General features: G+C 58.1%; 16 protein-coding genes and 1 pseudogene. 4 read left to right on the top strand and 13 right to left on the bottom strand.

Annotated features, from left to right (window positions below; all coding sequences use genetic code 11):
- The first annotated feature begins 32 nt into the window (after positions 1-32).
- Positions 33-458, top strand: a complete 426-nt coding sequence (locus CKW20_RS17940) for a PA3611 family quorum-sensing-regulated virulence factor (protein ID WP_095054132.1) — start codon at positions 33-35, stop codon at positions 456-458.
- Here CKW20_RS17940 and CKW20_RS17945 read toward each other — a convergent pair whose 3' ends face one another.
- Positions 459-653 carry a hypothetical protein gene (locus tag CKW20_RS17945; RefSeq protein ID WP_095054133.1) on the bottom strand — a complete coding sequence of 65 codons (195 nt, stop codon included), beginning with the start codon at positions 651-653 and terminating at the stop codon, positions 459-461. It lies immediately after the preceding gene.
- Between the two features lie 487 nt (positions 654-1,140).
- Between CKW20_RS17945 and CKW20_RS17950 the strand changes: the two genes are divergently transcribed.
- Positions 1,141-2,259: a TIGR00730 family Rossman fold protein gene (locus CKW20_RS17950; RefSeq protein ID WP_095054134.1), complete on the top strand. Its 1,119-nt coding sequence runs from the start codon at positions 1,141-1,143 to the stop codon at positions 2,257-2,259.
- A gap of 43 nt (positions 2,260-2,302) precedes the next feature.
- Here the strand turns inward: CKW20_RS17950 and recX are convergent, their stop codons facing one another.
- The 6 genes and pseudogenes from recX to CKW20_RS17975 form a co-directional block, all read right to left on the bottom strand.
- Complete coding sequence (recX, locus tag CKW20_RS17955) at positions 2,303-2,773, bottom strand: recombination regulator RecX (RefSeq protein ID WP_095054135.1); 471 nt, start codon at positions 2,771-2,773, stop codon at positions 2,303-2,305.
- Positions 2,774-2,781: 8 nt separating this feature from the next.
- Complete coding sequence (gene recA, locus CKW20_RS17960; protein ID WP_095054136.1) at positions 2,782-3,834, bottom strand: recombinase RecA; 1,053 nt, start codon at positions 3,832-3,834, stop codon at positions 2,782-2,784.
- A gap of 83 nt (positions 3,835-3,917) precedes the next feature.
- Positions 3,918-4,418 carry a CinA family protein gene (locus CKW20_RS17965; protein WP_095054137.1) on the bottom strand — a complete coding sequence of 167 codons (501 nt, stop codon included), beginning with the start codon at positions 4,416-4,418 and terminating at the stop codon, positions 3,918-3,920.
- Positions 4,419-4,498: 80 nt separating this feature from the next.
- A pseudogene (locus CKW20_RS29920) lies at positions 4,499-4,591 on the bottom strand (lysis protein); the annotation flags it as partial.
- Between the two features lie 58 nt (positions 4,592-4,649).
- A complete protein-coding gene (locus CKW20_RS17970; protein ID WP_095054138.1) occupies positions 4,650-5,015 on the bottom strand; it encodes a phage holin family protein in 366 nt (121 codons plus the stop codon).
- Between the two features lie 274 nt (positions 5,016-5,289).
- Positions 5,290-6,021 (bottom strand): XRE family transcriptional regulator, encoded by a 732-nt coding sequence (locus CKW20_RS17975; RefSeq protein WP_095054236.1) that lies wholly within the window; start codon positions 6,019-6,021, stop codon positions 5,290-5,292.
- A 209-nt stretch (positions 6,022-6,230) separates the two neighbouring features.
- Between CKW20_RS17975 and mutS the strand changes: the two genes are divergently transcribed.
- Positions 6,231-8,810, top strand: coding sequence for a DNA mismatch repair protein MutS (mutS, locus tag CKW20_RS17980; RefSeq protein WP_095054139.1), 2,580 nt, complete (start codon positions 6,231-6,233; stop codon positions 8,808-8,810).
- A gap of 142 nt (positions 8,811-8,952) precedes the next feature.
- Positions 8,953-9,276 (top strand): ferredoxin FdxA, encoded by a 324-nt coding sequence (gene fdxA / locus CKW20_RS17985; protein WP_003222178.1) that lies wholly within the window; start codon positions 8,953-8,955, stop codon positions 9,274-9,276.
- 484 nt (positions 9,277-9,760) lie between these two features.
- On the opposite strand, the gene rpoS is transcribed toward fdxA, so the two are convergent.
- The 6 genes from rpoS to ispF all read right to left on the bottom strand — a co-directional run bounded on the left by rpoS (position 9,761) and on the right by ispF (position 14,886).
- On the bottom strand, positions 9,761-10,768 hold the full coding sequence (rpoS, locus tag CKW20_RS17990) for an RNA polymerase sigma factor RpoS (protein WP_007907200.1): 1,008 nt from the start codon (positions 10,766-10,768) through the stop codon (positions 9,761-9,763).
- 106 nt (positions 10,769-10,874) lie between these two features.
- A complete protein-coding gene (locus tag CKW20_RS17995) occupies positions 10,875-11,732 on the bottom strand; it encodes a peptidoglycan DD-metalloendopeptidase family protein (RefSeq protein ID WP_095054140.1) in 858 nt (285 codons plus the stop codon).
- Between the two features lie 211 nt (positions 11,733-11,943).
- Positions 11,944-12,579: a protein-L-isoaspartate(D-aspartate) O-methyltransferase gene (locus tag CKW20_RS18000; protein ID WP_173861137.1), complete on the bottom strand. Its 636-nt coding sequence runs from the start codon at positions 12,577-12,579 to the stop codon at positions 11,944-11,946.
- Between the two features lie 41 nt (positions 12,580-12,620).
- Complete coding sequence (gene surE, locus CKW20_RS18005) at positions 12,621-13,370, bottom strand: 5'/3'-nucleotidase SurE (RefSeq protein WP_095054141.1); 750 nt, start codon at positions 13,368-13,370, stop codon at positions 12,621-12,623.
- The gene (gene truD, locus CKW20_RS18010) at positions 13,358-14,416 is read right to left on the bottom strand and encodes a tRNA pseudouridine(13) synthase TruD (protein ID WP_095054142.1); all 1,059 of its coding nucleotides are present in this window, start codon (positions 14,414-14,416) and stop codon (positions 13,358-13,360) included. Before truD ends, surE begins: the two co-directional genes overlap by 13 nt.
- Entirely contained in the window at positions 14,413-14,886 is a 474-nt protein-coding gene (ispF, locus tag CKW20_RS18015) for a 2-C-methyl-D-erythritol 2,4-cyclodiphosphate synthase (RefSeq protein ID WP_095054143.1), read from the bottom strand. The genes truD and ispF overlap by 4 nt, the downstream gene beginning before the upstream one ends.
- Between the last annotated feature and the right edge of the window lie 13 nt (positions 14,887-14,899).

Below are 14,899 nucleotides of genomic sequence, written 5' to 3' on the forward strand. Positions count from 1 at the left end.
CGAACCACCAGTCACTGAACCAGGAGAGTTTCATGCTGCGCCTTATCGTTCCCACCGCTGCCATTCTGCTGGCGTCGTCCTTCAACGCTCAGGCTGCGTCCTTGAGTGAGCAGAATCTGAACAGAGAGTTGCGAAACGTCGCCGTACAAAGCAGTGTCGGCACTCCTCGGGCGATCAACGAAGACCTTCTGGATCAAGGTTATACCGTCGAAGGCAACCAGCTGATCAATCATCTGAGTGTTCAAAGCAGCCACGCCGACAAGATGCGCGCCGATCCGAAAGCCGTGTACTTCCAGCTTGGCGCCTCCGTCTGCAGAAACGAGGGGTTCCGCAAGCTGATGGCCAAGGGAGCGATCATGCGTTATGACTTCACTGAAGTGAAAACCAACCGCCCGGTCGGCTCCGCAAGCTTCCAGGAATCGGATTGCCCGAAAGCCGCGCCTGCAAAGAAAAAGTAATCAGCGGGAATTGGCGCGTCGTTGTTCATCCTCGGCGCGCAGTTCTGCCAACAGCGCCTGCAAGTAACGCGAACGTCGCTCCCCACCCTCCAGACGTCGGCAGCACTCCTCTTCGAGACTCAAATGATTGGCCTCGGCTGATAACTTCAGCAATCGATACAGTTGTGCATCGATCTCCAGAATGACTCTGGGCATGGTTTACCGCCTCCCTGCACGCATCGACCACCGTTGATCACGCGATAAATCCCTGAATTTCTTGAACGTTGCGTCTGCCATTGACGCAAAGTTGTCGTGTCACGCCTGTAACTTAGTAAATCAGAGCGCAGGGCAGATGGCTTGCCTTCAGACGAGCGGTGAAAGCACCTTGCAAATGGTCAATAAGCGGTTGCCAGGAAAGACTTTGCGGCGCAATGATCAGGCAGCGCAAATCGTTGCGAGGGTCTAAATTCATAGTGTTCACGTTGTCTTTTTCAGGGCAGAAAAGGGGCTGCCCATTGCGTGCCTTATTGTGCGAACGTTTCTTTCATTCAAGGGATAAGCAGAGCCCGTATGGATGGCTCGATTGCAAACGAGTCAGGTGGAGCGCCCAGGCATGGGCTTGGGCAGACAGCGACACAAGGGGTGTCGCGGCATCGACGATTATTTTGTCGGGCCGAGGGTTCTGTGCAGAAGGAGAAGTTGAATGCCTTACCAACCGAATGACCTCCTGAGCCGTCATTTTCAAGAAAGCGGCCACGACCTCACCAGCAAGGTCGAAGAACAACTCAACCTGGTTTCACCCAACAGTCCCAACATCCCGATTTACCGCGACATGATCCTGACTGTGCTGCGCATGGCCCAGGAAGATCACAACCGCTGGAATGCCAAGATTACCCTGCAAGCCCTGCGCGAACTCGAGCATGCCTTCCGTGTGCTCGAGCAGTTCAAGGGGCGACGCAAAGTCACCGTTTTCGGCTCGGCCCGCACGCCGATAGAACACCCACTGTATGGTTTGGCCCGAGAACTTGGCGCCGCTCTGGCGCGCTCGGACATGATGGTCATCACCGGTGCCGGCGGCGGCATCATGGCGGCGGCCCACGAAGGTGCCGGCCTGGAACACAGCCTGGGATTCAATATCACCCTGCCCTTCGAGCAGCATGCCAATCCCACGGTCAATGGCACCGGGAATCTACTGCCCTTCCACTTTTTCTTTACCCGCAAGCTGTTCTTCGTCAAGGAAGCCGATGCGCTGGTCCTGTGCCCGGGAGGTTTCGGCACGCTGGATGAAGCGCTGGAAGTGCTGACCCTGATTCAGACTGGCAAAAGCCCATTGGTGCCCGTGGTGCTACTGGATGCGCCAGGCGGCAAGTTCTGGCAAGGCGCGCTGGACTTCATTCATCATCAACTGGAGGAAAATCGCTACATCCTGCCAACCGACATGAAGCTGTTGAGCCTGGTCTACAGCGCCGAAGAGGCAGTGGAACAGATCAATCAGTTCTACAGCAACTTCCACTCCAGCCGCTGGCTCAAGCATCAGTTCGTGATTCGCATGAACCACAAACTCAGCGACCGGGCGCTTGAACACATGCAGGAGGCATTCGCCGACCTGTGCCTGAGCGATCATTTCCATCAGCACGCCTACAGCGGTGAGGAACACGACGAACCACAGTTCAGCCATCTGGCGCGACTTTCCTTCACCTTCAACGCCCGTGATCATGGTCGCCTGCGGGAGTTGGTGGATTACATCAACCTGCCGGAAAACTGGGCCCAGTCCAAACCCCAGGCGCAACAACGCACACGGGAACCGTCCAAGGTAACGTGAGGCAAAAAAAACGGCCCGCTATCGAAATAGCGAGCCGTTTCAGTCAATCGTCCATCCCTCGGCCGCTGAACAAGCGGCTGATCATTTCCATGGAATATCCCCGATAACTCAGGAATCTGCCCTGTTTTGCACGTTCCCGGGCGTCTATCGGTAAGTGCCCAGCAAATTTGCGCCGCCAGGTATCTTCCAGCTGCCCCTGCCAGTTGATACCGCTCTCGCGCAAGGCGAGTTCGATGTCGGCACGTTGCAGGCCGCGCTGGCTCAACTCTTCGCGAATTCGCAAAGGGCCATAACCGGAACGGGCACGGTAGGAAACGAAGCTTTCGAGGTAACGGGATTCGGACAACAGCCCCTCTTCCGTCAAGCGGTCGAGTGCTGTGTCGATCATTTCAGGGAGGGCGCCGCGCTGACGCAGTTTACGCGTCAGCTCGACTCGACCGTGCTCGCGTCGCGCGAGCAGGTCCATTGCGGTTCGCCGCACCGCGACGAGTGTATCGAGTACGGCGGTCGTCATCGGAGCAATCAGATATCAGCGTCAGCCAGGTCATCAGCCGTCTCTTTGACTGGCGATGCTTTGACATCCGGCGCTGGAGACAGCAACTTGTCGCGCAACTGCTTTTCCAGGGTCGCGGCGATTTCCGGGTTGTCTGCCAGGAACTTGGCCGAGTTGGCTTTGCCCTGACCGATCTTGGTGCCGTTGTAGGCGTACCAGGCGCCGGACTTCTCGACGAAACCGTGCAGAACACCCAGGTCGATCATCTCACCGTTGAGGTAGATGCCCTTACCGTAAAGAATCTGGAACTCGGCCTGACGGAACGGCGAAGCGACCTTGTTCTTCACGACTTTGACGCGGGTTTCGCTACCGACGACTTCATCACCTTCTTTCACCGCACCAGTACGGCGGATGTCCAGACGAACCGATGCGTAGAACTTCAGCGCGTTACCACCAGTAGTGGTTTCCGGGCTGCCGAACATCACGCCGATTTTCATACGGATCTGGTTGATGAAGATCACCAGGCAGTTGGCGTTCTTGATGTTACCGGTGATTTTACGCAGCGCCTGGGACATCAGTCGGGCTTGTAGGCCCACGTGCATGTCACCCATTTCGCCTTCGATTTCAGCCTTTGGCACCAGAGCGGCCACGGAGTCGACGATGATCACGTCTACCGCGTTGGAACGCACCAGCATGTCGGTGATTTCCAGGGCCTGCTCGCCGGTGTCCGGCTGGGAAACCAGCAGGTCATCGACGTTGACGCCCAGTTTGCCGGCGTACTCAGGGTCGAGGGCATGTTCGGCGTCGACGAATGCGCAGGTCGCGCCGGCTTTTTGAGCTTGGGCGATCACCGACAGTGTCAGGGTGGTTTTACCGGAGGATTCAGGACCGTAGATCTCAACGATACGGCCTTTTGGCAGACCGCCAATGCCGAGCGCGATGTCCAGACCCAGAGAGCCAGTGGAAATGGCCGGGATCGCCTGACGGTCCTGATCGCCCATACGCATTACGGCACCCTTGCCGAATTGACGTTCGATCTGACCCAGGGCCGCAGCCAAGGCTTTCTTCTTGTTGTCGTCCATTAAAGTCCTCACGTAATCAATAAGGCCTGACGGCCAACACCTGTATAAGTAGCCAGTATTATTCCACAGCGTTTCAGGATCGCCTACCCCTGATTTGAGATTTCTCCAGCGGCATGCCGCAGCAACCCCTCTAGCGCGGCCTTCACCGTTTGTCGGCGGACCTCGTCACGGTTACCGGCAAAGTATTGCACCTCGCTGAACACCTGCTCGCCGACACCCCAGGCCAGCCACACAGTGCCCACCGGCTTGGCCGGCGAACCGCCGTCCGGCCCGGCTACACCGCTCACCGCCACGGCAAAACGCGCCCGGCTTTTTTCCTGCGCGCCGCGGACCATGGCCTCGACTACCTCGCGACTGACCGCCCCGACGGTTGGAAACAACTCGGCCGGGACATCCAGTTGCCGGGTTTTCTGGCGGTTGGAGTAAGTGACATAACCGGCCTCAAACCACGCCGAACTCCCCGGAATGCGGGTGATCGCCTCGGCTATCCCACCACCAGTGCAGGATTCGGCGGTGGTGACGTGAGCATTGAGAACCTGCAAGCGTCTGCCAAGTTCAGCGGCCAGCTGAGTGATATCTTTCACGGCTCTCTCCTGATCGAGCGGAATGAGGCCTACCGTACACGAGCGGATCGCGCTTGCAAGGTTCAGGATCGATCAAAATGTTAGCGAGTGAGGGCTCTGACATAGGCCTGATGGGCCTGCAGAGCAATCAGTCCGCTATCGCCTGCGGCGGTGATGAGGATAATTCGCTGAGCATCGGTTTTTTTTCGATGATGGCAGGCATTAATGGCCACCCTAATAGCAACGCGAAGATCAGCGACGCCGCTTCACCGTTGATCGGGACGAGGAGTCGCGCGGTGGCACTTCGCAAACGCCAATTCGCTTGGCGGCCCAGCGCTCATACAGCCCGATGGCCACGTCCGCCCCGGCCATCGCCGTCAGGCAGCCGAAGGCACCTGCGGCCCAGATCGACACGCCGGCGGCGTATAGCAGCATGATTGCCGAGATCCCGCAGATCATGCAGGCTCCTGAACGCAGCGCCAGGCGCCGCAACAGCGACCAGCCCCGAGCGCCCTCCTTGTCGGCGCGCCACATTTCGCCGGATACCCCGCCCACCAGGGCGAGACCGATGCCCAGCCAGATTGGCATGTCCAGCAACGCTTGCTGCTCGTTTGCCATGTCGCGCCCCCCCCCCCGGAGGTGAGTGAAAAAGAGTGTTGGGTTCAAACGGTCAGGCCTTTCAGTAAAGTGGTCCTACGCCTTTCCTGACCGGCAGCCCTTTGTTGAACGCCTTGGGATAAAGAGTATGCATGGATGCATATACAGTCAATGCATTAATGCATTTATTTTTAAACAATTAAATGCACAAACGCATTGGATACCCGGTAGACAAGGGGTTTCGCCAAGGCGAAAAAAACCCGCCGGGCAGCGGGTTTATCTGACCGCGGTGCGGTTAACGGGCGTACATTCCCCACCAGAAGACATGACCGAGGATGACAATCTGTTCTTCCTGGATTTCCTGAAAGGTGTAGTCCTCGTCCGGATGCTCGTCGCGATTGAAGCTGCGCAGGCGGATACCGGATGGCAAGCGATAAAGCTGTTTTACCCGCAATTGACCGTTATGGTTGATGGCGTACAGGTCGCCGTCGATGATGTCGCCAATCCCGCATTTGCCGGCATTCACCCCAACGGTGGCGCCATCGCGCAGCACCGGCAACATGCTGTTGCCGCGCACGGTTACGCATTTTGCCTGGTCGAACTGCACACCGTTGTGGCGCAAACTACGCTTGCCAAAGCGCAGGCTAGAGCGCTCGCTCTCTTCGATGACGAATCTTCCTGATCCAGCAGCCAATTCAACCTCGCGAAGAAACGGGACCGACACCTCGTCGTCATCGACTGGCGTATCGTCGTCCCACAGGCTTATGTCCTTGAGTTCCGAATGCAGTTCATCGCGCCCGACGCCGGCGGCCGGCGCGACTGCGCGCCCCCGCAATTGATCGGTACTCACGCCGAAGTACTCGGCAATCTTCGAGATGTGCTTATCCGAAGGATCGACGATTTTCCCGCTGAGGATGCGCGAGAGAGTGGATTGAGGCACGCCAGTGCGACGGTGAAGCTCCGTGGGGGAGATCCCGTGCTGGTCGAGCAGCGCTCTTAATACGGTAGAAACATTGCGTTTTTGCATAACGCGCATAGTGCTTGATCTTTTTTCGTAAAACAAATGCTAAATTGCATATATAACGCATAAATCGTGCATATATCACGAAAACCTTCTGCAAGGCTTTCATGCCTGCGTAGGCCGGACCGCCCATGGTAACCTTGCGCCCATCGCGGAAAAGCCGGGCCGATGCCCCTCCTTTGCCCTACACCTTTCAACGAATTTGCCTATATCCAATGAATAAAGCGCTCTCCGATCTGTCCTCCCACACGCCGATGATGCAGCAGTATTGGCGCCTGAAAAACCAGCACCCTGACCAGCTGATGTTCTACCGCATGGGCGACTTCTACGAGATCTTCTATGAAGACGCGAAGAAGGCTGCCAAGTTGCTGGACATCACCCTCACCGCCCGTGGGCAATCGGCAGGCCAGGCGATTCCAATGTGTGGGATTCCTTACCACGCCGCGGAAGGTTACCTGGCGAAACTGGTGAAGCTCGGCGAGTCGGTGGTGATCTGTGAGCAGGTCGGCGACCCGGCTACCAGCAAAGGCCCGGTAGATCGTCAGGTGGTGCGGATCATCACCCCCGGCACGGTCAGCGATGAAGCGCTGCTGGATGAGCGCCGGGACAACCTGATTGCGGCGGTGCTGGGTGATGAGCGTCTGTTCGGCCTGGCGGTGCTGGACATCACCAGCGGCAACTTCACGGTGCTGGAGATCAAAGGCTGGGAAAACCTGCTGGCGGAACTGGAGCGGGTCAATCCGGTAGAGCTGATGATCCCGGACGACTGGCCGAAAGATCTGCCGGCGGAAAAACGTCGTGGGGTTCGTCGCCGTGCGCCGTGGGATTTCGAGCGCGACTCGGCGTTGAAAAGTCTTTGCCAGCAGTTTTCCACCCAGGACCTGAAAGGTTTCGGCTGCGAGAACCTGACCTTGGCCATCGGCGCCGCCGGTTGCCTGCTCAGCTATGCCAAGGAAACCCAGCGCACCGCCCTGCCGCATTTGCGCAGCCTGCGTCATGAACGCCTGGACGACACCGTGGTGCTGGACGGCGCGAGCCGTCGCAACCTGGAACTGGATACCAACCTGGCCGGTGGTCGCGACAACACCTTGCAATCGGTGGTCGATCGCTGCCAAACCGCGATGGGCAGTCGTCTGCTGACTCGCTGGCTAAACCGTCCGCTGCGGGATTTGACCGTATTGCTGGCGCGTCAGAGCTCGATCACTTGCCTGCTCGACGGTTACCGCTTCGAAAAACTGCAACCGCAGCTCAAGGAAATCGGTGACATCGAGCGGATTCTCGCGCGGATCGGCTTGCGCAATGCCCGTCCTCGTGACTTGGCGCGCCTGCGCGATGCCCTCGGTGCACTGCCAGAGTTGCAGGTAGCGATGGCCGAACTTGACGCTCCACACATCATTCAACTGGCGACGACCACCAGCACCTATCCGGAACTGGCGGCATTGCTGGAAAAAGCCATTATCGACAACCCGCCCGCAGTCATCCGTGACGGCGGCGTGTTGAAAACCGGTTACGACAGCGAGCTCGATGAGCTGCAATCGCTGAGCGAAAACGCCGGGCAATTCCTGATTGATCTCGAAGCGCGTGAGAAGGCCCGCACCGGCCTGTCGCACCTGAAGGTCGGCTACAACCGGATTCACGGTTACTTCATCGAGTTGCCGAGCAAGCAGGCCGAATCGGCGCCTGCGGACTATATTCGCCGGCAGACCCTCAAAGGCGCCGAGCGCTTCATCACGCCGGAACTGAAGGCGTTCGAAGACAAGGCGCTGTCAGCCAAGAGCCGCGCCCTGGCTCGCGAGAAGATGCTCTACGAAGCGCTGCTCGAAGACCTGATCAGCCAACTGCCGCCCTTGCAGGACACCGCCGCCGCACTGGCCGAGCTGGACGTGCTGAGCAACCTCGCCGAACGTGCGTTGAATCTGGACCTGAACTGCCCGCGTTTCGTCAGCGAGCCGTGCATGCGCATCAGCCAGGGTCGTCACCCGGTGGTCGAGCAAGTGCTCACCACGCCGTTCGTGGCCAACGACCTGAGCCTTGACGACAACACCCGCATGCTGGTGATCACCGGTCCGAACATGGGCGGTAAATCCACCTACATGCGTCAGACCGCATTGATTGTGCTGCTGGCGCATATCGGCAGTTTCGTGCCGGCGGCCAGTTGCGAATTGTCTTTGGTGGACCGGATCTTCACCCGGATCGGTTCCAGCGATGACTTGGCCGGCGGGCGTTCGACCTTCATGGTCGAAATGAGCGAAACCGCGAACATCCTGCACAACGCCACCGAACGCAGCCTGGTGCTGATGGATGAAGTCGGCCGCGGCACCAGCACCTTCGACGGTCTGTCCCTGGCCTGGGCCGCAGCTGAGCGTCTGGCGCACCTGCGGGCCTACACTCTGTTCGCTACCCACTATTTCGAGCTGACAGTGCTGCCGGAAGCCCAGCCATTAGTGGCCAACGTGCACCTCAATGCCACCGAACACAATGAACGCATCGTGTTCCTGCACCACGTGTTGCCTGGGCCTGCCAGCCAGAGCTATGGCCTAGCGGTTGCGCAGCTGGCCGGTGTGCCGAGCGAAGTGATCGTGCGTGCTCGTGAACACTTGAGCCGACTGGAATCCACAGCGCTGCCTCATGAAGTTCCGAAGCCGATCAAAGGCAAACCGGTCACGCCGCAGCAGAGCGACCTGTTCGCCAGCCTGCCGCATCCAGTGCTGGATGAGCTAGCCAAGCTTGACCTGGATGACCTGACACCGCGTCGTGCACTCGAAATGCTCTATACATTAAAGACACGGATCTAACGCACTTGCCTGCAAGCTGTTAGAATCTCGCGCGGTTTGGGATGCTGCAGGCTAATAGCCTGGTCTGCAGACTATCGCTCCCGAACCTGGCGACCCCGTCCTGAAGGGGCTCCGCTGCCGCCGCCTGAGGAGAGAATTAGAAATGACCTTCGTCGTCACCGACAACTGCATCAAGTGCAAGTACACCGACTGCGTAGAAGTCTGTCCGGTGGACTGCTTTTACGAAGGCCCGAACTTCCTGGTGATTCACCCGGATGAGTGCATCGACTGCGCACTGTGCGAACCAGAATGCCCTGCCGTGGCCATCTTCTCTGAAGATGAAGTTCCGGAAGATATGCAGGAATTCATTCAGCTGAACGTTGAGCTGGCGGAAATCTGGCCCAACATCACCGAGAAGAAAGAATCGTTGCCCGATGCCGAAGAGTGGGACGGCGTCAAAGGCAAGATTAAAGACCTCGAACGCTGATTACCCCCGCGCTCTAGAAAAGGCCCCTTGTGGGCCTTTTTGCTTTTCTGCAGGCAAAAAAAGGGGCGGTATGACCCGCCCACATTTTTTCCCTATTCCTTGTGTTCCTTTTCATCGTCCTGATGAATCGCTCCCTGCGATATCCATTCCCCTCATCCTTGAAGGGCGTGTCTATCCGTCGACACAGTTCAGATACTAGAGAATTCCCCACTAAGAGCAATCGGCCTTTGTCGCTAAAATCGCTTGTCACATGCCGTTAATCTAAAAAAATAATCATATAAATCAACAAGGTAGATAAACGTCACAAACCAAATAGACAACTGCCAGGGTGTAAAAATAACGAACACTTACGAAAGAGTAAGCAAAGACTTACAACGCGAGACTACAAACTTGAGGTGGTGCTGAAAACAACGCACATCTCATACTCCCGGCAACAAAAAGCCCCGAGTCAGTCGGGGCTTTTTGTAACCGGTGAACGAGGTGCTTATTGGAACAGCGACTCACTCGACAGGCCGTTTTTCTCGAGAATCTCCCGAAGACGCTTGAGGCCTTCAACCTGAATTTGCCTGACACGCTCCCGGGTCAGGCCGATTTCCAGGCCTACGTCTTCAAGCGTGCTGCTCTCGTGACCTCGCAAGCCGAAGCGGCGTACGACCACCTCGCGTTGCTTGTCGGTCAGCTCCGAGAGCCACTGATCGATGCTCTGTGACAGGTCGTCGTCCTGCAACAGTTCGCATGGATCGGTCGGACGGTCGTCGGTCAGGGTGTCCAGCAGGGTTTTATCCGAATCCGGACCCAGCGAGACGTCGACCGAAGAAACCCGCTCGTTCAGGCCGAGCATGCGCTTGACCTCGCCTACCGGCTTCTCCAGCAGGTTGGCGATTTCTTCGGGTGAGGGTTCGTGATCGAGCTTTTGAGTCAGCTCCCGTGCAGCCCGCAAGTACACGTTGAGCTCTTTGACCACATGGATCGGCAGCCGGATGGTCCGGGTCTGATTCATGATCGCGCGCTCGATGGTCTGACGAATCCACCAGGTGGCGTAGGTCGAAAAGCGGAAACCGCGTTCGGGATCGAACTTTTCTACTGCCCGGATCAGGCCGAGGTTGCCCTCTTCGATCAGGTCCAGCAGCGACAGCCCACGATTGACGTAACGCCGGGCGATTTTCACCACCAGCCGCAGGTTGCTTTCAATCATGCGCTTGCGCCCGGCCGGATCGCCACTTTGCGAAAGGCGTGCAAAATGAACTTCTTCTTCCGGGGAGAGCAATGGGGAAAAGCCGATTTCGTTGAGGTACAGCTGCGTGGCATCGAGTGCCCGCGTGTAGTCGATGTACTTGTGTTGCTTAAGCGAAGCGGAGTGTTTGGATTTGGCACGAACGGAGGGCGGTGCATCCCCTTCATCATTCGACATCGAATCCGTGGCGATGCCGGTCTCCATCAGGAGAACCTCATCGTCGATGTCAAACTCCGGCACTTCTTTACTGAGAGCCATTGTTATAGTCCTTTGGTGAGTTCGACCTCAAGCTCAAGCGACGCCTCTATCCTTGGCAACGCTGGAGCCTGTTCCCTCTACGTGACGGAACAGGCTGGCTAACAAATCAACGACGTGGCAGAAATTGCAGCGGATCTACTGGCTTACCTTGTCGGCGAATCTCAAAATGCAGTTTCACCCGGTCTGTACCCGTTGACCCCATTTCGGCAATTGTCTGTCCGACTTTGACCTGCTGCCCCTCCCGAACCAACAGCCTGCGGTTATGTCCGTAGGCACTGACGTAGGTATCGCTGTGTTTGATGATGACTAATTCGCCGTAGCCCCTTAAGCCACTCCCGGCGTATACCACCGTCCCATCAGACGCAGCTAAAACAGGCTGTCCCAAATCTCCGGCGATATCAATTCCTTTATTCAAACTACCGTTTGAAGAGAATTTACCAATCAGAATGCCACCAGAAGGCCACCCCCAGCCTGTCGGGGCCGGACCGGCAGGAGGCACTGGAGCGGGTGCCGGTTTGTTGGCGACGGACGGTGCAAGCACTGTTGTAGTGGTCGTCGCGCCATTTGCCTGGCGCCGAATTACCGTAGTTTTACTCGACGATGAAGGCGAGGAACTGGATGAACTCACTACCGTCGTCGGTGTTGAACCGCTGCGACCGTCGAAGCGAATTGTCTGACCCGGATGGATCGTATAAGGCGTAGGAATGTTGTTCCGTGCCGCGAGGGCTTTGTAGTCCCAACCATAGCGAAAGGCGATGGAGAACAAGGTGTCCTTGGGGCGGACAACGTACTGACCGGTAGTCACGGCCGGACGCTGAGCGACCGCGTTATTGCGATCGACGACGCTCGCACTCCCTGATTTGGTGCTGGAACATCCGACCAGCAAGGTACTCAAGACAAGGCCAGTCACCAGACGCTGAAAGCTCGTTATACCCATTCGCTGCGCAACGACTGTGAGACTCACCCGCCGCTCCCTTTGTGGTGGCTGAAAATATGAATTGCCGTGCTCCGGCACGAAATGTCGCAAGTATAACGGGCCGAACAGGCTTTACCTTTAATGAAGCGGATTCGCTTCACGCACACGTTTGCTGCCTGACGATGAATTCCGTTTAACCAATCGATGCCGCTGTAAGACCCGGGCAATCGAAGAGAATTCAGCGCGCTAAAACAAATGCTCAGGCCAACGGCCCGTTGAGCAATGGCACAAAGCGCACCGCCCCCAGAACACGTCTGGAAAAACCCTGTTCTTCCCGAATGATCAACATCAATTGTTGAACTTCACCGGACCCGACCGGAATCACCAGTCGCCCACCTGGCGCCAATTGATCGAGCAATGCCTGAGGCACGTCGGTAGCCACGGCGGTGACGATGATGCCGTTGTATGGCGCCAATGCCGGCCAGCCTTCCCAACCGTCGCCCCAGCGAAATACCACGTTGCGCAGGTTCAACTCCACCAGGCGCTCTTTGGCCCGGTCTTGCAGAACCTTAATGCGCTCCACGGAAAAAACCCGCTCGACCAATTGCGACAGCACGGCCGTCTGGTAACCCGAACCGGTACCGATTTCCAGCACCTTGTCCAACGGACCGGCTTCCAGCAGCAGCTCGCTCATGCGAGCCACCATATAAGGCTGGGAGATGGTCTGGTTATGCCCGATCGGCAGCGCCGTATCTTCATAAGCACGGTGGGCCAGCGCCTCATCGACGAACAGATGACGCGGTGTACGGCGGATGACTTCCAGCACCTTGGCGTTGGATACCCCTTCTTCATAGAGGCGCTGAATCAGACGCTCACGGGTCCGCTGAGAGGTCATCCCGATGCCGCGATGCAGAATATCGTCTTGTTCACGAGCCATTAACGCAGCCCCTCCAGCCAGCCATCGAGACTTCTGAAGGCATCATTAAAGGTGCGATCCAGTTGCAGTGGCGTGATTGAAACATAGCCTTGCATCACCGCATGGAAATCGGTGCCCGGGCCGCCATCTTCAGCGTCCCCCGCCGCCGCGATCCAGTAACCGGATTTACCGCGCGGGTCGACCACTTTCATCGGTGCCGCAGCGCGTGCGCGATGGCCGAGGCGGGTCAGCTGGATACCGCGGATGTGCTCCAGCGGCAAGTTGGGAATGTTCACGTTCAGTACCGTGCGCGGTGGCAGATCAAGGTCCGCGTGAGCCTCTACCAGTTTGCGCGCAAAATAGGCGGCCGTGGGAAGGTTCTCTACTTGCCGTGAGACGAACGAAAAGGCAAACGAAGGACGCCCAAGGAAACGGCCCTCAAGGGCCGCAGCCACAGTGCCGGAATACAGCACGTCGTCCCCCAGGTTGGCACCCAGGTTGATGCCGGAAACCACCATGTCCGGCTCGAATTCCAACAAGCCGTTAAGACCCAGGTGCACGCAGTCGGTGGGTGTGCCGTTGAGGCTGATAAAGCCGTTGGCCAGGGTTTGCGGGTGCAACGGACGGTCGAGCGTCAGCGAGCTGCTGGCGCCGCTTTTGTCTTGGTCCGGGGCGATAACCACGCATTCGGTGTAATCCGCCAGCGCAGCATAAAGCGCGGCGAGACCGGGTGCGGTTACCCCATCGTCGTTAGAAATCAGAATACGCATGGGCTGTCCGTCTGCCCCACCGGCACCAGATCGACGAGTTCACGCACCAATACGGTGGCGAAGCATCCGGCCGGCAGGACGAATTCCAGTTGCAGAATGTCAGGCTCGGGATAATGCCACGTCAACCCGCCAATGGGCAGCCGCAGGATGCGACGTTCGTGGCTCATTCCGGCGTTAATCAACCAATCGCGCAGATCCGCTTCGCGCGCGGCGATTGCCTGCTCTAATTCATGGACAGCGCCTGACGTCGGCGAGTCACCTTCGCCCCACTGCGGGCCGGTCGGGTGCAGGTCGAGAATCGCCAAGCGCGGGTCGCTGCATTCGGCAACACCTGCCGGGAAAAAACTGCGGCTGTCGGTGAACGCCAGCAGATCGCCCACTTGAGCGCGCTGCCAGGTGCCATCGGCGACGCGCGCCGCCAACACTTGATTGAACAGAAAACTGCGCGCAGTGGAGAGCAGCCGCGAACGCACATTGCGCTGCTCCGGCAAGGCCTTGCGCGCTGCCCAGGCACGAGCGTCGACGACGTTGCCGCCATCAAAGCCGAAACGCTGGGCGCCGAAATAATTGGGAATACCTTGCTTGGCGATCAGTTGCAGACGCTCTTCGATCGCCGCCTTGTCACCGGCGAACTGGGTCAAGCGCAAGGTGAAGCCGTTGGCCGAGTGGGCACCGCGTTGCAGTTTGCGTTTATGCCGACCGGTCTTGAGGATTTTCAGCGTGTCGTTTTCCGCCGCCGACAGATCAGGATCGGCCTTGCCCGGCAGTTGCACGCTGAACCACTGGCGAGTCAGCGCCTGACGGTCCTTGAGGCCCGCGTAGCTGACAGTACGCAACGGTACACCCGCCGCCTTGGCAATGCGCCGTGCCGCTTCTTCGGTATTCAGACCGCGCTTTTCCACCCAGATCCACAGGTGTTCGCCATCACCACTGAGGGGGATATCAAGCACCTCATCGACCTGAAAGTCTTCCGCTGTGGCTTTCAGTACTGCGCTGCCGAGCGCCTCACCATAGGCCCGCGGGCCAAGCAATTGCGCCTCGTTCATGCGCGCAGCAACAAGGCAACGGCATGCACGGCAATGCCTTCTTCGCGACCGACAAAGCCGAGCTTTTCGGTGGTGGTAGCTTTCACGTTCACTTGATCCAACTCAACTTGAAGATCCGCGGCAATCAGCGCGCGCATCGATTCGATATGCGGGGCCATTTTCGGGGCCTGGGCGACGATGGTGTTATCGACGTTGCCGACTTTCCAGCCTTTGGCGTGGATCAGTGCGACGACATGACGCAACAGCACACGGCTGTCGGCGCCCTTGAATTGCGGGTCGGTGTCCGGGAAGTGCTTGCCGATATCACCCAACGCGGCAGCACCGAGCAAGGCATCGCTCAAGGCGTGCAGCAGGACATCACCGTCGGAATGGGCGAGCAGCCCGAAGCTGTGTGCAATCCGCACGCCGCCCAGTGTGATGAAATCGCCTTCAGCGAAACGGTGCACATCATAGCCGTGGCCAATACGCATAAAAAAACGCCCC

The sequence above is a fragment of the Pseudomonas sp. Irchel s3b2 genome, assembly GCF_900187445.1.
Taxonomy (GTDB): Bacteria; Pseudomonadota; Gammaproteobacteria; order Pseudomonadales; family Pseudomonadaceae; genus Aquipseudomonas.